Annotated in this window: 18 protein-coding genes and 2 riboswitches; of the genes, 13 read left to right on the forward strand and 5 right to left on the reverse strand. The window is 68.7% G+C overall.

From position 1 onward, the window contains the following. The first annotated feature begins 69 nt into the window (after positions 1-69). The 4 genes from ACWCQK_RS24435 (at position 70) to ACWCQK_RS24450 (ending at position 2904) form a co-directional block, all read left to right on the forward strand. Positions 70-978 (forward strand): oxidoreductase, encoded by a 909-nt coding sequence (locus tag ACWCQK_RS24435; protein ID WP_451158238.1) that lies wholly within the window; start codon positions 70-72, stop codon positions 976-978. Between the two features lie 4 nt (positions 979-982). Beyond that, entirely contained in the window at positions 983-1357 is a 375-nt protein-coding gene (locus ACWCQK_RS24440; protein ID WP_451158240.1) for an OB-fold protein, read from the forward strand. Positions 1358-1894: 537 nt separating this feature from the next. After that, on the forward strand, positions 1895-2449 hold the full coding sequence (locus ACWCQK_RS24445) for an NAD(P)H-dependent oxidoreductase (RefSeq protein WP_451158242.1): 555 nt from the start codon (positions 1895-1897) through the stop codon (positions 2447-2449). A gap of 254 nt (positions 2450-2703) precedes the next feature. Then, the gene (locus tag ACWCQK_RS24450) at positions 2704-2904 is read left to right on the forward strand and encodes an acyl-CoA carboxylase epsilon subunit (RefSeq protein ID WP_451158244.1); all 201 of its coding nucleotides are present in this window, start codon (positions 2704-2706) and stop codon (positions 2902-2904) included. Between the two features lie 150 nt (positions 2905-3054). Here the strand turns inward: ACWCQK_RS24450 and ACWCQK_RS24455 are convergent, their stop codons facing one another. The 4 genes from ACWCQK_RS24455 to gcvT all read right to left on the reverse strand — a co-directional run bounded on the left by ACWCQK_RS24455 (position 3055) and on the right by gcvT (position 7393). After that, the gene (locus ACWCQK_RS24455) at positions 3055-4422 is read right to left on the reverse strand and encodes an L-serine ammonia-lyase (protein WP_451158246.1); all 1368 of its coding nucleotides are present in this window, start codon (positions 4420-4422) and stop codon (positions 3055-3057) included. A gap of 85 nt (positions 4423-4507) precedes the next feature. Next, on the reverse strand, positions 4508-5773 hold the full coding sequence (gene glyA / locus ACWCQK_RS24460) for a serine hydroxymethyltransferase (RefSeq protein WP_451158248.1): 1266 nt from the start codon (positions 5771-5773) through the stop codon (positions 4508-4510). A 14-nt stretch (positions 5774-5787) separates the two neighbouring features. Beyond that, positions 5788-6165, reverse strand: coding sequence for a glycine cleavage system protein GcvH (gcvH, locus tag ACWCQK_RS24465; protein ID WP_385782305.1), 378 nt, complete (start codon positions 6163-6165; stop codon positions 5788-5790). Between the two features lie 109 nt (positions 6166-6274). Next, positions 6275-7393, reverse strand: a complete 1119-nt coding sequence (gcvT, locus tag ACWCQK_RS24470) for a glycine cleavage system aminomethyltransferase GcvT (RefSeq protein WP_451158250.1) — start codon at positions 7391-7393, stop codon at positions 6275-6277. 71 nt (positions 7394-7464) lie between these two features. Beyond that, positions 7465-7572, reverse strand: a riboswitch (glycine riboswitch). Further along, positions 7573-7675: riboswitch (glycine riboswitch) on the reverse strand. Between the two features lie 172 nt (positions 7676-7847). Here gcvT and ACWCQK_RS24475 point away from each other — a divergent pair. The 3 genes from ACWCQK_RS24475 to ACWCQK_RS24485 all read left to right on the forward strand — a co-directional run bounded on the left by ACWCQK_RS24475 (position 7848) and on the right by ACWCQK_RS24485 (position 10612). After that, the gene (locus tag ACWCQK_RS24475; RefSeq protein WP_451158252.1) at positions 7848-8519 is read left to right on the forward strand and encodes an AAA family ATPase; all 672 of its coding nucleotides are present in this window, start codon (positions 7848-7850) and stop codon (positions 8517-8519) included. Positions 8520-8873: 354 nt separating this feature from the next. After that, a complete protein-coding gene (locus ACWCQK_RS24480) occupies positions 8874-9677 on the forward strand; it encodes an enhanced serine sensitivity protein SseB (RefSeq protein ID WP_451158254.1) in 804 nt (267 codons plus the stop codon). 134 nt (positions 9678-9811) lie between these two features. Further along, positions 9812-10612 (forward strand): enhanced serine sensitivity protein SseB C-terminal domain-containing protein, encoded by an 801-nt coding sequence (locus ACWCQK_RS24485; protein WP_451158256.1) that lies wholly within the window; start codon positions 9812-9814, stop codon positions 10610-10612. Between the two features lie 317 nt (positions 10613-10929). Here the strand turns inward: ACWCQK_RS24485 and ACWCQK_RS24490 are convergent, their stop codons facing one another. Then, positions 10930-11271, reverse strand: a complete 342-nt coding sequence (locus tag ACWCQK_RS24490) for a hypothetical protein (RefSeq protein WP_451158258.1) — start codon at positions 11269-11271, stop codon at positions 10930-10932. A 444-nt stretch (positions 11272-11715) separates the two neighbouring features. Between ACWCQK_RS24490 and ACWCQK_RS24495 the strand changes: the two genes are divergently transcribed. The 6 genes from ACWCQK_RS24495 to ACWCQK_RS24520 all read left to right on the forward strand — a co-directional run bounded on the left by ACWCQK_RS24495 (position 11716) and on the right by ACWCQK_RS24520 (position 19500). After that, positions 11716-12714: an ABC transporter permease gene (locus tag ACWCQK_RS24495; protein ID WP_451158260.1), complete on the forward strand. Its 999-nt coding sequence runs from the start codon at positions 11716-11718 to the stop codon at positions 12712-12714. Positions 12715-12775: 61 nt separating this feature from the next. After that, the gene (locus tag ACWCQK_RS24500; RefSeq protein ID WP_451158262.1) at positions 12776-14518 is read left to right on the forward strand and encodes an ABC transporter substrate-binding protein; all 1743 of its coding nucleotides are present in this window, start codon (positions 12776-12778) and stop codon (positions 14516-14518) included. Between the two features lie 72 nt (positions 14519-14590). Beyond that, positions 14591-15598, forward strand: coding sequence for an ABC transporter permease (locus ACWCQK_RS24505; RefSeq protein ID WP_451158264.1), 1008 nt, complete (start codon positions 14591-14593; stop codon positions 15596-15598). Continuing rightward, on the forward strand, positions 15595-16692 hold the full coding sequence (locus tag ACWCQK_RS24510) for an ABC transporter ATP-binding protein (RefSeq protein WP_451158266.1): 1098 nt from the start codon (positions 15595-15597) through the stop codon (positions 16690-16692). The genes ACWCQK_RS24505 and ACWCQK_RS24510 overlap by 4 nt, the downstream gene beginning before the upstream one ends. Beyond that, the gene (locus tag ACWCQK_RS24515) at positions 16689-18011 is read left to right on the forward strand and encodes an ABC transporter ATP-binding protein (RefSeq protein ID WP_451158268.1); all 1323 of its coding nucleotides are present in this window, start codon (positions 16689-16691) and stop codon (positions 18009-18011) included. The genes ACWCQK_RS24510 and ACWCQK_RS24515 overlap by 4 nt, the downstream gene beginning before the upstream one ends. Positions 18012-18108: 97 nt before the next feature. Then, complete coding sequence (locus ACWCQK_RS24520; RefSeq protein WP_451158270.1) at positions 18109-19500, forward strand: M1 family metallopeptidase; 1392 nt, start codon at positions 18109-18111, stop codon at positions 19498-19500. Positions 19501-19510: the final 10 nt, after the last annotated feature.

The following is a 19510-nucleotide window of genomic DNA, read 5'->3' on the forward strand; positions in this document are numbered from 1 at the left end:
GCCAGGGGCGCGCGCCCCTGGCCACCCGACCGCGTCCCTGCCTCCGCCGCACTTACGGAGACTTACCCGATGGACGCGCCGAGCGGTCCACGACGATGCCGCGAACAGACCCGAGAGAGTATCCCCGCCCCGCAGAAGTTGTCCCTCGCCGACGACCTGAGCATCACTCGGATGGGATACGGCGCGATGCAGCTGACCGGTCCCGGTGTCTTCGGACCGCCCAAGGACCGCACTCGCGCGATCGCCGTGCTGCGCGCAGCGGTCGAGCTCGGCGTCACCCACATCGACACCAGCGACTTCTACGGGCCGGCTGTCGTCAACAAACTGATCAAGGATGCCCTGCACCCCTACCCGGCCGGTCTGCACATCGTCACCAAGGTCGGCGTCCGCCGCAGCGCCGACGGCGGCTGGATCACCTCCCTGGACCCCGCCGACCTCAAGGCCCAGGTCCACGAGAATCTCCGGCACCTCGGCCTGGAGACCCTGGACGTGGTCAACCTGCGTACGGCCGCGTTCGACGGTGACGGGTCCTCCATCGCCGAGCCGTTCGGCACCTTGGCCGGCCTGCGAGAGCAGGGCCTGATCCGTCACCTCGGCCTCAGCGGGATCACCGACGCCCAGCTCACCCAAGCCCAGGCCATCGCCCCCGTGGTCACCGTGCAGAACCGGTACAACCTGGCCGACCGCGCCGACGACGACCTCGTCGATCGCTGCGCCGAGGAGAACATCGCCTACGCCGCGTTCTTCCCCCTTGGCGGTGGATTCGACCCACTGCGGTCACGGACCCTGCGCGACGTCGCCCGCCGCCTCGGCGCCTCCGAGCAGCAGGTGGCGCTCGCCTGGCTGCTGCGGCGCTCGTCGTCGACGGTGCTGATCCCCGGAACCTCCAGCGTCGCTCACCTGCGGGAGAACATCGCCGCGGCTGACCTCCAACTGCCCGACGAGGCGATCGCCGAACTCAACACCATCGGGCAGTGACCCTGTGGCCCCAAAGACCTCAACGCCAAGAGAGAGAAGGCGGCAACCAATGAAAATTCGAGACCTCCACAACGAATTCACCGCGGACCGCGCCGCCGCCGAGCGTGCCTACTATGGAAAATTCCTCACTCTTGAGGGAATCTCCATACGAACGGGCGAAAGCCAATATGGTACGCCGGTGGTGGATGTGTCAGACGCCCCCGGAGGCCCCCACCTCGCCATCTTCGTGCTGCCGTTTGACCACCGCATCAAGGAGTCATTCCGGCTCGTGCGAAGCGTCCCGCTGGGCGTCACCGTCACCGTCAAGGGAGAATGTCGGGTTTTCAGCGAGGACGGAACGGTGCTGGTCATCAAGGAGTGCGAACTCCTCACCCCTTGAGCTCCTGCGGGCCATTTTCCAGAGCGGCGAACGTCCGGCACACGTGAGGTCGATCCAAGCTCGATCTTCAGCCTGTGCGGCAGGCACTGTCTCGCCGGGCAGGGCTTCGACAGAGTCGGCTGACGTCCGGGCGGTCCTGGCCGGGGCAACCTGCCTGCCGGCGGTGGGCGAGTGGATCGCCGAGGTGCCCTGCACCACGCCCGCAACCCGCACCGGCCTCGCGCACTCCTCGGCTTCGGATGATCACGAACCGGACGCATCCCGACCGCGCCGAACCCTCGGGGCGTTGAGGGTGCGCGTGAAAATCCACCACCTGGACGGTCTCCGGTGGAACGAGTCCGTCAATATTGCGTGATAAATACCGCTCGGATCACTGACTGCCTTTACTTACAGAGGCACAGCCGCTCGTTCCGGAACGATCGCCCTTTCGAAGCGCTCGAGAAGAACGCATCACCGCGGACACGGCCGACCCGCTCGCCACTATTGACAGTGAGGACGCACGCGGGTTCGCGTCCTAAACGAGAAATGGAACAATCAGTGACCACCAATCGCACCCTCGTCATTGTCGCCCACCCGAACCTCGCGGAATCCCGTGGCAACGCCACCTGGCTCGCCGGGATCAAGGACTTGGACGACGTCACCGTCCACGACCTCTACGAGACCTACCCCGATTTCAAGATCGATGCCGCACGCGAGCAGGAGCTGCTGCGCGAGCACGACACCGTCATCCTCCAGTTCCCGGTCTACTGGTACAGCGTCACCCCGCTGCTCAAGGCCTGGTTCGACGCGGTGCTGGTGCACGGTTTCGCCTTCACCTTCGACGGTTCCGCCTCCGCGCTGCAGGGCAAGAAGGCTTGGCTGGCCGTCACGGTCGGCAGCACCCTGGAGACCTACGCCGCGGACGGCCTCGCCCGACGGACCCTCGAGGAGTACCTCGCCCCGGTCGCTCAAACGCTGGAGTTCTGCCAGCTCGACTATCAGGGTTTCCACTCCGTCTACGGCATGATCTTCGACCCGCTGGACGAGGACCTCCTCCTGAACGCCAAGGAATACCGCAGGCTCATCGCGGCCAATGAGACGCCGGTCGGCTGACCTCGATTATTCGTGAATTCTTCGAGTCTTCACGACTGATCACGATGATTACTCCGGGGCCCAGCCCCAGGCCGCCCGCTCCTGCACGTCACCGTCGCTTCCTTCGCCGAACTCGACCGGAGTTCGGCGAAGGAAGCTCGACTCGGGCTCGGTGAAGCGGCCTTGAAACCCCACGGGCGGCGGCCGAACCAACTGAGGATGCTCCGCACCAAGCACGGCGGCCCACCCCAGTGAGCGCGCCGAAGGGGCAGCAGATGGACCTGGGGGACCTCCGCATCGTCCACGGCGATCCCACTCCCGAGGAACTCGCCGCGCTGATCGCGGTTCTGGCGGCCCGCACCGCCGCGCAGTGCGTCGCCACTCCGCCGTTCGCCCATGGCAACCGCCGCCCGCAGGCCCGTTGGCGACGCCTCGAGCGCATGGCCGGCTACCGCAGCCCCGTCTCCTGGCGCTGATGCCGCCCGCCTGCCGTGGCGACGACCATCGCGGCCGTCGCCGGCGTCGCCACCGAGTTCAGCGCGAGCAGCGCCAGCAGCGCGAGCAACGTGGTCAGTGAGGCCGACAGCGCGGAAGGACAGGAACGCGCTGGTCAGGGCCCGCCCCCCTCAGCACTCGATGATGTTCACCGCGAGCCCGCCCCGGGCCGTCTCCTTGTACTTGACCGACATGTCGGCGCCGGTCTCCTTCATGGTCTTGATGACCTTGTCGAGGGAGACCTTGTGGGAGCCGTCGCCGCGCATGGCCATGCGGGCGGCCGTGACAGCCTTCACCGCCGCCATGCCGTTGCGTTCGATGCAGGGGATCTGTACGAGGCCGCCGACGGGGTCGCAGGTCAGGCCGAGGTTGTGCTCCATGCCGATCTCGGCGGCGTTCTCCACCTGCTCGGGGCTGCCGCCCAGCACCTCGGCGAGGGCGCCGGCGGCCATGGAGCAGGCGGAGCCGACCTCGCCCTGGCAGCCGACCTCGGCGCCGGAGATGGAGGCGTTCTCCTTGAAGAGCATGCCGATGGCTCCGGCCGCGAGGAGGAAGCGGACCACGCCGTCCTCGTCCGCGCCGGGGATGAAGTTGATGTAGTAGTGCAGGACCGCCGGGATGATGCCCGCGGCGCCGTTCGTGGGGGCGGTCACCACCCGGCCGCCGGCCGCGTTCTCCTCGTTCACCGCCATCGCGTAGAGCGTGATCCACTCCATGGAGTGGGCCAACGGGTCGCCGTCGGCGCGCAGTTGACGGGCCGTCACCGCGGCGCGGCGGCGCACCCGCAGGCCGCCCGGCAGGATGCCCTCACGGGACATGCCGCGCGCCACGCACGCCTGCATCACCCGCCAGATGTCCAGCAGGCCGGAGCGGATCTCCTCCTCCGTGCGCCAGGCGCGCTCGTTCTCCAGCATCAGCGCGGAGATCGACAGGCCCGTCTCCTTCGTCAGGCGCAGCAGTTCGTCGCCCGTGCGGAAGGGGTACTTCAGGACCGTGTCGTCCAGCTTGATGCGGTCCGCGCCCACCGCGTCCTCGTCGACGACGAAGCCGCCGCCGACGGAGTAGTACGTCTTCGACAGCAGTTCCTTCCCCGCGGCGTCGTACGCCCACAGCGTCATGCCGTTCGCGTGGTAGGGGAGCGTCTCGCGGCGGTGCAGTATCAGGTCGTCGTCGAAGGAGAACGGGATCTCGTGCTCGCCGAGCAGCCGGAGCCGGCCCTCCGCCTTGATCTCCTCCACCCGTTCGTCGGCCCGCTCCACGTTCACCTCGCGCGGCGAGTCGCCCTCCAGGCCGAGGAGCACCGCCTTGGGGGTGCCGTGGCCGTGGCCGGTGGCGCCGAGGGAGCCGTACAGCTCCGTGCGGACGGACGCGACGGCGTCCAGCAGGCTTTCGTTGCGCAGCCGGTGCGCGAACATGCGTGCCGCGCGCATCGGGCCGACCGTGTGGGAGCTGGACGGGCCGATACCGATCGAGAACAGGTCGAAGACCGAGATGGCCACGGTGACTCCTCAGAACGGGGGTGGAACAAGGGGTGGGGCACCGCGCTCACCTCTCAGTGTGCGCGCGGTGCCCCGTACGGCGGTACTACTTGCGGCCCAGCGTGGGGTACAGCGGGTGCTTGTCGGCCAGCGCCCGCACCCGGGACTTCAGCGACTCGACGTCGTACGACGGCTTGAGCGCCTGCGCGATCACGTCCGCGACCTCGGCGAAGTCCTCGGCCGTGAAGCCGCGGGTGGCCAGGGCGGGCGTGCCGATCCGCAGGCCCGACGTCACCATCGGGGGGCGCGGGTCGTTCGGGACGGCGTTGCGGTTGACCGTGATGCCGACCTCGTGGAGGCGGTCCTCGGCCTGCTGGCCGTCCAGCTCGGAGGCGCGCAGGTCGACCAGGATCAGGTGCACGTCCGTGCCGCCCGACAGCACGTTCACCCCGGCCTCGCGGGCGTCCGGCGCGGTCAGCCGCTCGGCGAGGATCCGCGCGCCGTCCACCGTACGGCGCTGGCGCTCCTTGAAGTCCTCACCGGCGGCGATCTTGAAGGAGACCGCCTTGGCTGCGATCACGTGCTCCAGGGGGCCGCCCTGGAAGCCCGGGAAGACCGAGGAGTTCAGCTTCTTCGCGAACTCCTTCTTCGCCAGGATGATGCCGCCGCGGGGACCGCCCAGCGTCTTGTGGGTCGTGGAGGTGACCACGTCCGCGTGCTCCACCGGGTTCGGGTGGAGGCCCGCCGCGACCAGACCCGCGAAGTGCGCCATGTCGACCCACAGGTACGCCTCGACCTCGTCGGCGATCCGGCGGAACTCCGCGAAGTCCAGCTGACGCGGGTACGCCGACCAGCCCGCGATGATCACCTTGGGGCGGTGCTCCTTGGCGAGCCGCTCCACCTCGGCCATGTCGACCAGGCCGGAGTCGTCCACGTGGTAGGCGACCACGTCGAACTGCTTGCCCGAGAAGTTCAGCCGCATCCCGTGGGTCAGGTGGCCGCCGTGCGCCAGGTCCAGGCCGAGGATCGTGTCGCCGGGCTGGGCCAGCGCGAACAGCGCGGCCTGGTTGGCGGAGGCGCCCGAGTGGGGCTGCACGTTGGCGTACTCGGCGCCGAACAGCTCCTTGACCCGGTCGATGGCGATCTGCTCGGCGACGTCGACGTGCTCGCAGCCGCCGTAGTAGCGGCGGCCCGGGTAGCCCTCGGCGTACTTGTTGGTCAGGACCGAGCCCTGCGCCTCCATGACCGCGACCGGCGCGAAGTTCTCGGAGGCGATCATCTCCAGGGTGGACTGCTGGCGGTGCAGCTCGGCGTCGACGGCGGCGGCGACGTCCGGGTCGAGCTCGTGCAGGGGGGTGTTCAGAAGCGACATGGGTGGGTGACTCCTCAGCCGGCGGAAAAGGCGGTGTACTCGTCGGCGGAGAGCAGGTCGGCCGGCTCGTCCGTCACGCGCACCTTGAACAGCCAGCCGCCCTCGAAGGGGGCCGAGTTCACCAGCGACGGGTCGTTCACCACGTCCTCGTTGACCTCGGTGATCTCGCCGTCGACGGGGGAGTACAGGTCGCTGACCGACTTGGTCGACTCCAGCTCGCCGCAGGTCTCGCCCGCGGTCACCGTGTCACCGACCTCCGGGAGCTGGACGAACACGACATCGCCGAGCGCGTTGGCCGCGTGCTCCGTGATGCCGACCGTCGAGACGCCGTCCTCGGCGCCCGACAGCCACTCGTGCTCCTTGCTGTAGCGCAGCTGCTGGGGGTTGCTCATGGCCTGAATTCTCCTGTACGCGGGGGAGTGCTGGTGGATGGGGGATGGTCGCGACCGCTGGTGAGCGGCGGAAAGGTGCGCGGCGTCACGCGAGGACCGCGCTCAGTGTCTACTTCTGGCGCTTGTAGAACGGGAGCGCCACGACCTCGTACGGCTCGTGGGTACCTCGGATGTCCACGCCGACGCCCGTGGTGCCCGGCGCCGCGTGCGCCGCGTCGACGTACGCCATGGCGATCGGCTTGCCCAGCGTGGGCGAGGGGGCACCGGAGGTGACCTCGCCGATCACCTCACCGCCGGCCACGACGGCGTACCCGGCGCGCGGGACCCGGCGGCCCTCGGCGACCAGGCCGACCAGGACGCGCGGGGGGTTCGCCTCCGCGCGGGAAGCGGCCTCGGTCAGCGCGTCCCGGCCCACGAAGTCACCCTCCTTCTCGAACTTCACGACCCGCCCGAGCCCGGCGTCGAAGGGCGTCAGGGAGGTGGTCAGCTCGTGCCCGTACAGCGGCATGCCCGCCTCCAGGCGCAGCGTGTCCCGGCAGGACAGACCGCACGCGATCAGTCCGACGGGCGCGCCGGCCTCGGTGAGCGCCTGCCACACCTGCTCCGCGTCGGCCGGGGCCACGAACAGCTCGAAGCCGTCCTCACCGGTGTAGCCGGTGCGCGCGATGAGGGCGGGGACGCCCGCGACGGTGCCGGGCAGGCCCGCGTAGTACTTCAGGCCGTCCAGGTCGGCGTCGGTGAGGGACTTCAGGATGCCGGGGGACTCGGGGCCCTGGACGGCGATCAGGGCGTAGGCGTCGCGGTCGTCGCGGACCTCGGCGTCGAAGCCGGCGGACCGCTCCACGAGCGCGTCGAGCACGGTCTGCGCGTTGGAGGCGTTGGCGACGACCATGTACTCCGTCTCGCCCAGCCGGTAGACGATCAGGTCGTCGAGGATGCCGCCGTCCGCCTGGCAGATCATGGTGTAGCGGGCGCGGCCGACGCCGACGGAGCCGATGTTGCCGACCAGGGCGTGGTTCAGCAGGGCCGCGGCCTGCGCTCCGGTGACCGTGATCTCGCCCATGTGGGACAGGTCGAAGAGACCGGCCCTGGTGCGCACCGCGTTGTGCTCGTCCCGCTCGGAGCCGTAGCGCAGGGGCATGTCCCAGCCGGCGAAGTCGGTCATCGTCGCTCCGAGCGAGCGGTGCACGGCATCCAGCGCGGTGTGACGGAGTGGGGTACTGCTCATCGGACGGTCGTCTCCCAGGGCGATGGGGTCCCCTGCGCGGCGGAACCGGGCACGGGGGAGGGCGAGGTCGTTCCTCCCCATCTGTCATCGGAACCTGAGAGGTTCGTCGTGACCACGCGTGGTCAGGACTTGCACCTTGGGTGGAGCCGCTGTCGCAGCGGCCCGCTTTTCAGATGTGCCTCGCCCGCGCGGTAACTGGGGCCTGAGAGATTCAAGGGAGGGACTTGCTCCTTCGGCGCCCCGGCGCAGCAGTGCTGCTGGGGACTCTCCCGCGCGGATTCAAGCGGCCGGTATGCAGTTGGCGCGGACATCATCGCACGCCGCGTCCGCCGAGGGGCAGGCCGCATCTGTAACCGGCTTGTGGCGCTACGCGCACGAAAACACCGGACATCACGCATTACCGTCTCTTTACGCTTGGCGGGGAAAGGACTTACCTGACCCCAGGGGGAGGACGATGACGGTGAACAGGATCACGGCGTACGCCACTACGGCCGCCGCACTGCCCAAGCAGCCCGCGGCCGCGGCCGCTGAGGTGCGCGCGCCACTGCCCGCGCCGGTCGTCCGCGACCTGCGCGAGCGCTCCGGGCACAGCCCGCACGGCCTGGTCTTCGGCCCGCGCGACCTGGTCGTGATCACCGGCCTGCCCGGCAGCGGCAAGTCCACGCTGATGCGGCGCGCGGCCCGGGGCATCCGCGTCGACTCCCAGGACACCCGCGACCGCTGGGACGCCCGCGCGCCCCGTTTCCTGCCGTACGCCGTCTACCGCCCGCTCGTCCGCCTGGCCCACTACGCCGGACTGCGCCGCGCCGTGCGCACCGGCCGGGGTGTCGTGGTGCACGACTGCGGCACCCAGGCCTGGGTGCGTGACTGGCTGGCCCGCGAGGCCCGCCGCCGGGGCGGCACCCTGCATCTGCTGCTGCTCGACGTCACCCCGGGCGCGGCGCTGGAGGGCCAGCGCGACCGGGGCCGCGGCGTCTCGCGGTACGCCTTCCTGCGCCACCGCCGCGCCGCCGCCCGTCTGCTGCGCGCCGTCGAGAAGGGTGAGCTGCCCCCGGGCTGCGGCTCGGCGGTCCTGCTGGACCGTGAGGCGGCGGACGTACTGGGCCGGATCGACTTCGCGTCCTGAGGGGGGCGATGGCGCGGACGGGCGGAGGGGTGCGTGCGCGGGCGGGCCGACGTTCGGACGGGCACTCGTTCAAGCCGCCCGACGTTTCGATGGTCGAATCCCCAACAGGGGCGATGAATTGACGGTGGAATAGACGGACGGGTCGATGAATGGGCAATCAGATGCCGGATGTATCGACGAATCGACGGGTCAGGGGTCGGTCCGGGCGAGCGCCAGGCGGCGTGGTCCGCGGGCATGGCGTGACGGAGCGGCCTCCGGGGACCGTCGCGTATCGGTCTGCGGGACGATTGCGCGGGGGCCCGCACCGGTTAGCCTTTTGAGCCACAGCAGCGGTTCCCAGCAGGCGGTAGAGAGATGGACTTCCCGGCGGATCTTCCCGCGGACTTTTCCGCGGGCTTCCCCGCACAGACGCACCCCCATCCGCACGGCGGATGGCCCGGCAACGAGCTGGAGGAGGTGCTTTCCGCGGCCCTCGGCGTGCCGTCGGCCGGCGGACGGATCGTCGAGGTGCTCGGCCGCAGCTTCGTCTGGGTGCCGCTGCCCAACGGCGGAGGCCCGCACAGCGGCCCGCTCGACCTGCCCACCCTGGAGATCGAAGGCCAGGTGTACGTGCCGGTCTTCAGCTCCGAGCAACAGTTCCGGCAGGTCGTCGGCCCGCACATGCCGTACACCGTCGCGCCGGCGGTGGAGTTCGCCCGCGGCCTGCCGCCGCAGGTCGGCATCGCGGTGAACCCGGACGGCGTGGTGGGCATCCCGCTGCCGCCGACCGCGGTGGCGGAGCTGTGCCGCGGCGGACGCACCCCGCTGGACGGCTTCGCCAGCGGCGGCCGGGTGCGGCTGTTCGAACCGGACTGGCAGGACGACCCGGTGGACTTCCTCGCCGCGGCCTCGGCCGAGTTCGCCGACACCGGCGTCGTGCTCACCGCCCGCCGCTGCCTGGCCGCCATCGAGACCGGGGACCCCGTCCTGTTCGTCGGCGTCGAACTGGCCCAGTGGGAGGGCGACCTGCGCGTCCTGCCGATGGACGCGCTCGGCCGGGCGCTCGCCGGGGTCGCCGTGCGATGGCCGGTGAACCTCGTCCTGCTGGACGTGGTGGAGGACCCGGTGACCGCCTGGATGCGGGAGCGGGTCCGCCCGTTCTACCAGCGGGGTCACTGACCGCCCGCCCGACCGCGGGCCGACCGTTTCCGCCGACGCGGAACAACCCCCGAACTCCTGGGCGGCTGTTGTCGGCTGAGACGCCTAAGGTGGTTTCATATCCAAGGCGACGTTTCTCGAAGGGGCGGTACAGGGTGAGCGCGAGCGGCACTGCCGCGACCGGGCAGGTCGAGCACATGCTGCGCCAGGTCACGCCCGGGCGCTACGACGCCTACGAGGCGCTCCTGCGTGCGCTCGCGACCCCGTCCTCCGGCCAGGTCTGGATGCTGCTGTGGCACGGCCAGGCCGGTTCCCCGGACGCCCAGTACGGGAACATGCAAGTCGACGAGTTCGGCTACGCCCCCTGCGTGACCTCCGCCCAGGAGCTCTCGGCCAGCGGCTGGAACCGTTCCTACGAGGTGGTGGACGGCCTCGACGTGGCCCGCACCCTCTACCCCGACCACTTCGGCCTCTGGCTGAATCCGCACGCCCCCGGCGGCGGGCTCGGCATCCCCTGGCTCGACCTGCGCCGGATCGCCACCGGCCTGGAGCGCCAGCCGGCCGGCCCGCTGCGGCTGTCCGAACCGGGGATCGAGATCCCCCAGTTCTACGCCCTGCTCGCGCAGAACGCCCATCGCACCCCGGCGATCCGCACGCTGCGCCGCGCCTGGGTGCACCCCGCGCTCGGGGCGCCGTACCTCGTCATCGGCCTCGACGTCTACGACACCTCACCGTCCGCCGTCGACTCCGTACGCGGGATGATGCAGCAGTCCATCGGCGCGGTGCCGGACGGGCTGCCCGTGTCCACGGTGGCGATGTCGGACGAGCACGACCCGGTCGTGATGTGGATGCGCGCCAACGGCCGCCCGTTCTACGACCGCGAGGCCCACGCGGCGGCCCCGCCGGCCCAGGCTCCCGCAGGCGGCTACGGCTACCCGGGCTCCCGCCCCTACTGACCGCCCCCACCACGGCGCCGAGCAACACCGTTGCTCCTGCTACCGCTTGCGCATTCCCCAGTTCCTTTTCTCCTTTTATGTTTTCTTCGGTCCGTTCGGGCAGTGGGTGGTCCATTCCATTGCTCGAACGGTGATTCCCTCAGGGATTGTGCGGCGACAGCCGGCCGGGCGTCGCGGCTCGGGCGTGCGGTCGTTCGTGCTCTTGGTCCGGCCATTCCGCCGAGCGCCGTACCGAGGTGATCGCCGTCAGGGTGCCCATGGTCTTCACGGCGCACTGCCGGCAGTCGCCGCTCCCTCGACCTGCCCGATCCCCCAGCTCAGGCCGCGGCCGGGGTCGAGGTGGCCGGGATGACGGCGAAGCCGCCGGCCGCGAGAACCGTGCTCGTCGCGACCGAACAGAGCGCCCGCTTCATTGCCTTGTTCATTTGTTCCCCGTTTCGCCGGTCGGCGCTTCCGATGGAGTTCCTGAGTCGGCGATGGAAAAGCCGGTCATGCCATTCGGGCCCGGCGAACACTTCTCGAGGAATGACGGTTCGCCCTCTCAGGGGATCCTTGAATTCACATGCGTGAAGAGTTGTGAAGATCGCCGCAAACTGGTCGATTACCCCGTTTGCTGGGGGCGTTGAAAGGGCGCGCGAGGGTGAATCGGGCATGGTCACGATCCGATGTGACGCCTGCCACACCTGATGCGCAGAGTTGCGACTGGGACAAGTCGCCCACCGTGGGTCGGTATTGGGGCACGGAGGCCCGACGCTGGGGAGATCGAGTGAGCATCTGGTGACGGGGGGTGTAAAACCAGTGATCCCCGGAGGGCGAAGTGTGGTGTCCGGATAACGGAACGCTCAGAAGGGCATCACGGTTGCGCATACATTCTCTGTCAGGCCTGGCGTGTGATCGCGACCGCGTTGAACACTCGCCTTCTCAGACGCGAGGCCGTCGTTCCCGTGAACGGGTACCCATCGGTGCCAATCCGGGATCGACCGGACAGCTGAGCCGTACTCTTCGGCGCAGGCCGCGCAGCAGGCAGCAGCAGGTAAGTGAACCAAGTCGCGCACAGCGGCGGATGAAAGCCGGTCACCACCGGCGAGAGGGGTCGGGTCACCGTGACCGCACCGATCGAGACCACTGGATCGGCAACCGAGGCGCAGCCGGAGGCTGTGCTCATCGGTGTCGAGAAGGGGCGGATCGAGGGCCGTTCCCTGGGACAGATCGCCTGGTCCCGCTTCAAGAAGGACAAGGTCGCCGTCGTCGGCGGGGTCATCGTGATCCTGCTGATCGTGATCGCGGTCCTCTCGCGGCCCATCCAGGCCCTCCTCGGCCTGGACCCGAACGCCTTCCACCAGGAACTGATCGACCCGAACACCTCGCTGCCCAAGGGTGACTGGGGTGGCATGAGCTGGGACCACCCGCTCGGCGTGGAGCCGAAGTTCGGCCGCGACATCGCCACCCGCATCCTCGAGGGCTCCTGGGTCTCGCTGGTCGTCGCCTTCGGCGCCACGATCCTCTCCAACACGATCGGCGCGGTCCTCGGCGTCGTGGCCGGCTACTACGGCGGCCGGGTCGACACGATCATCAGCCGGCTGATGGACACGTTCCTCGCCTTCCCGCTGCTGCTGTTCGCGATCGCCATCTCGGCCACGCTCCAGGGCGGCGCCTTCGGTCTGGAAGGCCTGCCGCTCCACATCAGCGTGCTGATCTTCGTCATCGGCTTCTTCAACTGGCCGTACCTGGGCCGCATCGTCCGGGGCCAGACGCTCGCCCTGCGCGAGCGCGAGTTCGTGGACGCCTCCCGGGGGATGGGGGCCAAGGGGCCGTACATCCTCTTCCGGGAGCTGCTGCCCAACCTGGTCGGACCGATCATCGTCTACTCGACGCTGCTGATCCCGACCAACATCCTCTTCGAGGCGAGCCTGAGCTTCCTCGGCGTCGGCATCCAGCCCCCGCAGGCTTCGTGGGGCGGAATGCTGAACCAGGCGGTGGACTACTACCAGGTCGATCCGGAGTACATGATCGTGCCCGGTCTCGCCATCTTCGTGACCGTCCTTGCGTTCAACCTGCTCGGTGACGGTCTCCGTGACGCCCTCGACCCGCGCAGCCGCTGACACGCAGCAGCAGCGGCGAGTGCCCGACAGATTTACGACTATGAAGGGGAAGCAGACCATCATGCGAAGGTCAGCGCTGGCCGCGGTTGCGGCCATCAGCGGAGCGAGCCTGCTGATTGCAGGCTGCAGCAAGGCCGATGACACGAAGGACGGCAACAACACGAAGGCCGCTGGGGCGAACGCAGCGACCAAGGATGTTGTCAACGCCTCCACGAAGAAGGGGGGCACGGTCACTTACGAGTACTCCGATGTCCCGGACTCCTTCGACCCCGGCAACACGTACTACGCGTTCATGTACAACCTCAGCCGCCTCTACGCGCGTCCGCTGATGACCTTCAAGCCCGCCGCGGGCGACAAGGGCAACGAGCTGGTCCCGGACCTCGCCGCGAGCGCGGGTGTGCCCAGCGACGGCGGTAAGACCTGGACGTACAAGCTGCGTACGGGTCTGAAGTACCAGGACGGCGCCGCCATCACGTCCAAGGACGTGAAGTACGCGGTCGAGCGTTCCAACTTCGCCCGTGACGTACTGTCCCTCGGCCCGAACTACTTCCAGCAGTTCCTCGCGGGCGGCGACAAGTACACGGGTCCGTACAAGGACAAGAAGGGTCTGTCGTCCATCGAGACGCCGGACGACAGCACGATCGTCTTCCACCTGAAGACGGCGTTCCAGGAGTTCGACTACCTCGTCGCCTCGCCCCAGACGGCCCCCGTGCCCGAGGCGAAGGACAAGGGCATCGACTACGTCAAGAGCATCGTGTCCTCGGGCTCGTACCAGTTCGAGAGCTACTCCGAGGGCAAGCAGGCCGTCCTCGTGCGTAACAAGAACTGGGACGCGAGCACCGACCCGCTGCGCAAGCAGTACCCGGACAAGATCGTGGTCAACCTGAAGGTCAGCGCGGAGACCATCGACCAGGACGTCCAGGCGGGCACCGCCATCGACCTCGGTGGCACCGGTGTCCAGGCCGCGACCCAGGCGCAGGTCGTCAGCAACGCGGACAAGAAGGCCAACACCGACAACACCTACGGTGGCCGTCTCGTCTACATGGCGATCAACACCAAGGTGAAGCCGTTCGACAACGTCGCGTGCCGCAAGGCCGTACAGTTCGCGCTCGACAAGGTCTCGGTGCAGACCGCCGAGGGCGGCCCGATCCGCGGTGACATCGCCTCCACGGTGCTGCCCCCGGACATCCCGGGCTACGCCAAGGCGAACGTCTACGCCACCGATGGTGACAAGGGCGACGCGGCCAAGGCCAAGGAGCAGCTGAAGGCCTGCGGCAAGGCGTCGATCGACACCAACATCACCGCGCGCAGCGACCGTCCGCAGGAGATCGACGCGGCCACCGCGATCATCGCCTCGCTCAAGAAGGCCGGCATCAACGCCACCCTCAAGCAGTACCCGTCGGGCAAGTACTTCACCGACTACGCGGGTGTCCCGAAGTTCACCGAGAAGGAGAACGTCGGCCTCATCATGATGCAGTGGGGTGCCGACTGGCCGTCCGGCTACGGCTTCCTCCAGCAGATTCTGAACGGCAAGGCGATCAGCCAGTCCGGTAACACGAACCTGTCGCAGTACGACAACAAGGACGTCAACGCGCTGCTGGAGAAGGCGATCGGCACGCAGGACAAGGCCGAGCGCGACAGCCTGTACACGGAGATCGACAAGAAGACCATGGACGACGCGGTGATCGTGCCGCTCACCTACTTCAAGGTCCTCCTGTACCGTCCCGCGACCTTCACCAACCTGGTCTCGACGGCGGCTTTCAGCGGTCAGTACGACTACCTCAACATCGGCTCGACCAAGTAGTAGCCCCGGAAGGCAGGTGAAGGCATTGGTGCCCGCGGGCCGAGAGGCCCGCGGGCACCAGCGCCGATCCCCGTGATCTCGTACATCCTCCGTCGGACGGTCGCAGCAGTGATCCTGCTGCTCGTCGTCTCCGCGGTCACCTTCGCCATTTTCTTCTTGCTGCCTCGGCTCGCCGGCCAGTCCGCCGACCAGCTGGCGCAGCAGTACATCGGCAAGAGCCCGTCGAAGGCAGACATCGCCGCGGTCAAGCAGAACCTCGGTCTGGACCAGCCCCTTTACGTCCAGTACTGGCACTTCATCAAGGGGATCGTGGGCGGTGCCACCTACAACCTGGGCCCCACCACGGCGCACTGCAACGCGCCGTGCTTCGGCTACTCCTTCAAGACGCACGTCGAGGTCTGGCCGCAGCTCACGTCCCGCCTTCCGGTGACGCTCTCGCTGGCCAGTGGTGCCGCGGTGCTGTGGCTGGTGTCCGGCGTGGCGGCCGGTGTCGTCTCGGCGCTGAAGCCGCGGTCGTTCTTCGACCGCACCTTCATGGGTATCGCGCTCGCCGGTGTCTCCCTGCCCATGTTCTTCACGGGCAACCTGGCGCTGCTGCTCTTCACCTACCAGTGGCCGATCTTCGGCCGCACCTACGTCCCGCTCACCGAGAACCCCGCGCAGTGGGCCAACACGCTCTTCCCGGCGTGGTGTTCTCTGGCGCTGTTGTACTCCGCCATCTACGCGCGGCTCACGCGCTCCGGGATGATGGAGACGATGAACGAGGACTTCATCCGCACGGCCCGCGCCAAGGGCCTGCGGGAGAGCAAGGTGGTCGCCCGGCACGGTCTGCGGGCCGCGCTGACCCCGATCATCACCGTCTTCGGTATGGACGTCGGACTGCTGCTGGGCGGCGCGCTGATCACCGAGTCGGTGTTCTCGCTGCACGGCATCGGTGAGTACGCGGTCAAGTCCATCCAGGACAACGACCTCCCGCCGATCCTCGGCGTCACCTTGCTCGCCGCCTTCTTCGTCGTGATCGCAAATCTTCTGGTGGACCTGCTGTACGCGGCCGCCGACCCGCGGGTGAGGCTCTCGTGACCGAACTGTCCAAGACCGGCGCCGCCGTGGGCGAGCCCGTCGACGCGTCCTCGGCCGCACCGACTTCCTTCCTCGAAGTGCGCGACCTCAAGGTGCACTTCCCGACCGACGACGGCCTGGTCAAGTCCGTCGACGGGCTCAGCTTCAAGGTGGAGAAGGGCAAGACCCTCAGCATCGTGGGCGAGTCGGGCTCCGGGAAGTCCGTCACCTCGCTGGCGATCATGGGCCTGCACCGGCTCGGAGCGCGTGGCAAGAACGTCCAGATGTCGGGCGAGATCTGGCTCGACGGCAAGGAACTGGTCGGCGCCGACCCGGACGAGGTGCGCAAGCTCCGCGGCCGCGAGATGGCGATGATCTTCCAGGACCCGCTGTCCGCGATGCACCCGTACTACACGATCGGCAACCAGATCGTGGAGGCCTACCGGGTCCACCACGACGTGAGCAAGAAGGTCGCCCGCAAGCGGGCGATCGAGATGCTCGACCGGGTCGGCATCCCCGAGCCGGCCAAGCGTGTGGACGGCTACCCGCACGAGTTCTCCGGCGGTATGCGCCAGCGCGCGATGATCGCGATGGCGCTGGTCAACAACCCCGAACTGCTCATCGCGGACGAGCCGACGACCGCCCTCGACGTGACGGTCCAGGCGCAGATCCTCGACCTCATCCGGGATCTCCAGAAGGAGTTCGGCTCCGCGGTCGTCCTCATCACCCACGACCTCGGTGTGGTCGCCGAGATCGCCGACGACGTCCTGGTGATGTACGGCGGCCGGTGTGTGGAGCGCGGTCCCGTGGACGAGATCTTCGAGCAGCCGCAGCACCCCTACACCTGGGGTCTGCTCGGTTCGATGCCCCGCATCGACCGTGAGACCTCCGACCGGCTCATCCCGGTCAAGGGCCAGCCGCCGAGCCTCATCAACGTCCCGTCGGGCTGCGCCTTCCACCCCCGTTGCCCGTACGCGGACGTCCCCAAGGGGGATGTCACCCGTACCGTGCGCCCGGAACTCCAGCAGGCGGGCGGCGGCCACTGGTCCGCCTGCCACCTCTCGCCGGAGGACCGTACGCGGATCTGGACCGAAGAGATTGCGCCGAAGCTGTGAGTGAGACGAAGAAGACGGACGCGGCCGCCTCGGTTCCGCACCAGGCGTCCGCTCCCGAGGAGCGCGAGGTGCTGCTCAAGGTCGAGGGCCTGCAGAAGCACTTCCCCATCCGCAAGGGCGTGCTCCAGCGCCAGGTCGGCGCGGTCAAGGCGGTCGACGGCATCGACTTCGAGGTGCGCAAGGGCGAGACCCTGGGCGTGGTCGGCGAGTCGGGCTGCGGCAAGTCGACCATGGGCCGGGTCATCACCCGGCTCCAGGACCCGACCGGTGGCAGCATCCACTTCGAGGGCAAGGACATCACCCGGCTGAACGCCGGCGGGATGCGTCCGCTGCGGCGGGACATCCAGATGATCTTCCAGGACCCCTACGGTTCGCTGAACCCGCGGCACACCATCGGCGGGATCGTCTCGGCGCCGTTCCGGCTCCAGGGCGTCGAGCCTGAGGGCGGGGTCAAGAAGGAGGTCCAGCGGCTCCTGGAGCTGGTGGGCCTGAGCCCCGAGCACTACAACCGCTACCCGCACGAGTTCTCCGGCGGTCAGCGTCAGCGCATCGGCATCGCCCGCGCGCTCGCCCTGAAGCCGAAGCTGGTCGTCGCCGACGAGCCGGTCTCCGCGCTCGACGTGTCGATCCAGGCGCAGGTCGTCAACCTGATGGACGACCTCCAGCAGGAGCTCGGCCTGACCTACGTGATCATCGCGCACGACCTCTCCGTCGTGCGGCACGTCTCGGACCGCATCGCGGTGATGTACCTCGGCAAGATCGTGGAACTCGCCGACCGCACCTCGCTGTACGAGGCGCCGATGCACCCGTACACCAAGGCGCTCATGTCGGCGGTGCCGGTCCCGGACCCCAAGCGCCGGGGCGCCAAGAGCGAGCGCATCCTGCTCAAGGGCGACGTGCCCTCGCCGATCTCGCCGCCGAGCGGCTGCCGGTTCCACACCCGGTGCTGGAAGGCGACGGAGATCTGCAAGACCACCGAGCCCCTGCTCGTCGAGTTGCGGCCCGGCCAGCAGGTCGCCTGCCACCACCCGGAGAACTTCGCGGACCAGGCCCCGCAGGACGTCGTGCTGCTGACCGCCGCCAAGGACGCCGCGGAACTGGTGCCGGACGAGGTCCTCGCCGAGTCGGCGGAGACGTCGGCGGCGGTGGCCGCGGAGCTCACGGCCGAGGCCGAGGCCGCACCCGCGGTGGAGCCCGAGTCCGCGTCCGAGGCGAAGTCCGAGCCGAAGTCCGACGTGAAGGCCGACGTGAAGTCCGAGTCCGCGACCGGTGGGTCCACCGCCGCGGAGACGGGCGATCAGGAGTCAACGGACAAGTAACGCATGACGAGTTGGCAAAGTCATGCTCATGCCTAAACGGGAGAGCGCAGAGTCGGTCATGTCCGTCTGATCGGAACATGACCCGAAGGGACGACTCATGGCACTCTCCCGTTCGGCACGTCTGGGGGCCCTCGCGACCGCGGCGGCCTCCTTTCTCGTCATCGCCGCCTCCGCCGCGCCCACCGCCGGCGCGGACGGCATCGGCGACTCCTACTTCCCGCAGCTCGGCAACGGCGGCTTCGACGCCCGTCATTACACCCTCGACGTGGCCTACGACCCGGACACCGACCGCCTGGACGGCCGTACCACCCTCACGGCCCGCGCCACCCAGAACCTCTCCTCCTTCGACCTGGACCTCCAGAAGCTGGAGGTCACCAAGGTCGAGGTGAACGGCAGACGCGCCGCCTTCACGCGCGCCGCGGACGAGATCCGGATCACCCCGCGCAGCCCGCTGCGCAAAGGCAGCACGTTCAGCGTGACCGTGACCTACGGCGGTGTCCCCGAGGCGCTGAGCGGTCCCATCGTGTTCGGTTCGGACTACGGCTGGATGAAGACCACGGACGGTGTCTTCGTGGCCTGTGAGCCCAACGCCGCCTCCACCTGGTTCCCGTCCAGCGACCACCCTTCGGACAAGGCCACCTACGACATCCGGATCAAGACCCCCAAGGGCCTGACCGCCGTCTCCAACGGCCGGCTCGTCTCGACGTACGCCAAGGGCGGCTCCACCTACACCCACTGGCGTGAGACCAGGCCGATGGCCACCTACCTCGCGACCGCCACGATCGGCAAGTTCGACGTGCGGACCGGGCGGACCCCGGGCGGCACCCCGATCTACGTCGCGATCGACCCGGTCCTGGTGAACAGCAACAACGTCGACGTGTACGCCGTCACCGCGGAGGCCACCGACTACTGGTCCCAGGTCTTCGGCCCGTACCCCTTCGAGGAGACCGGCGCCATCGTCGACGACATGCCGCAGGCGGGCTTCTCCCTGGAGGTGCAGTCGAAGCCGGTCTACTCGGCCGTGCGCAGCGAGTCGACGATCGTGCACGAACTGGCCCACCAGTGGTTCGGCGACTCGGTGTCGGTGGACCGGTGGAAGGACATCTGGCTCAACGAGGGCTTCGCCACCTACGCCCAGTGGCTGTGGGCCGAGCACCGGGGGACCGCGTCCGCGCACGACTCCTTCCTGGCCGGCTACAACTCCCGCCCCGCCACCTCCGCGTTCTGGCAGACCACCGTCGGCGACCCGCAACGCGACACCATGTTCGCCTCGGCCGTCTACCAGCGCGGCGCGATGACGCTCCAGGTGCTGCGCGAGCGCATCGGCGACACCGCGTTCTTCAAGCTGCTGCCCGCCTGGACGAAACTGCACCGCTACGGCAACGCGAACACGGCCGACTTCGTCCGGCTGGCGGAGCGGATCTCCGGACAGCAGCTCGACGATCTCTTCCAGACCTGGCTGTTCACCACCGGGAAACCGGCTCTTTAGGTATCAAGGC

Source organism: Streptomyces sp. NPDC002306, from assembly GCF_053593435.1.

Coding starts and splice junctions, on each gene's coding strand:
- ACWCQK_RS24435 (WP_451158238.1), top strand. CDS start 70: ATGGACGCGCCGAGCGGTCCACGACGATGCCGCGAACAGACCCGAGAG.
- ACWCQK_RS24450 (WP_451158244.1), top strand. CDS start 2,704: ATGGACCTGGGGGACCTCCGCATCGTCCACGGCGATCCCACTCCCGAG.
- glyA (WP_451158248.1), bottom strand. CDS start 5,773: ATGTCGCTTCTGAACACCCCCCTGCACGAGCTCGACCCGGACGTCGCC.
- gcvH (WP_385782305.1), bottom strand. CDS start 6,165: ATGAGCAACCCCCAGCAGCTGCGCTACAGCAAGGAGCACGAGTGGCTG.
- gcvT (WP_451158250.1), bottom strand. CDS start 7,393: ATGAGCAGTACCCCACTCCGTCACACCGCGCTGGATGCCGTGCACCGC.
- ACWCQK_RS24475 (WP_451158252.1), top strand. CDS start 7,848: ATGACGGTGAACAGGATCACGGCGTACGCCACTACGGCCGCCGCACTG.
- ACWCQK_RS24480 (WP_451158254.1), top strand. CDS start 8,874: ATGGACTTCCCGGCGGATCTTCCCGCGGACTTTTCCGCGGGCTTCCCC.
- ACWCQK_RS24500 (WP_451158262.1), top strand. CDS start 12,776: ATGCGAAGGTCAGCGCTGGCCGCGGTTGCGGCCATCAGCGGAGCGAGC.
- ACWCQK_RS24520 (WP_451158270.1), top strand. CDS start 18,109: ATGGCACTCTCCCGTTCGGCACGTCTGGGGGCCCTCGCGACCGCGGCG.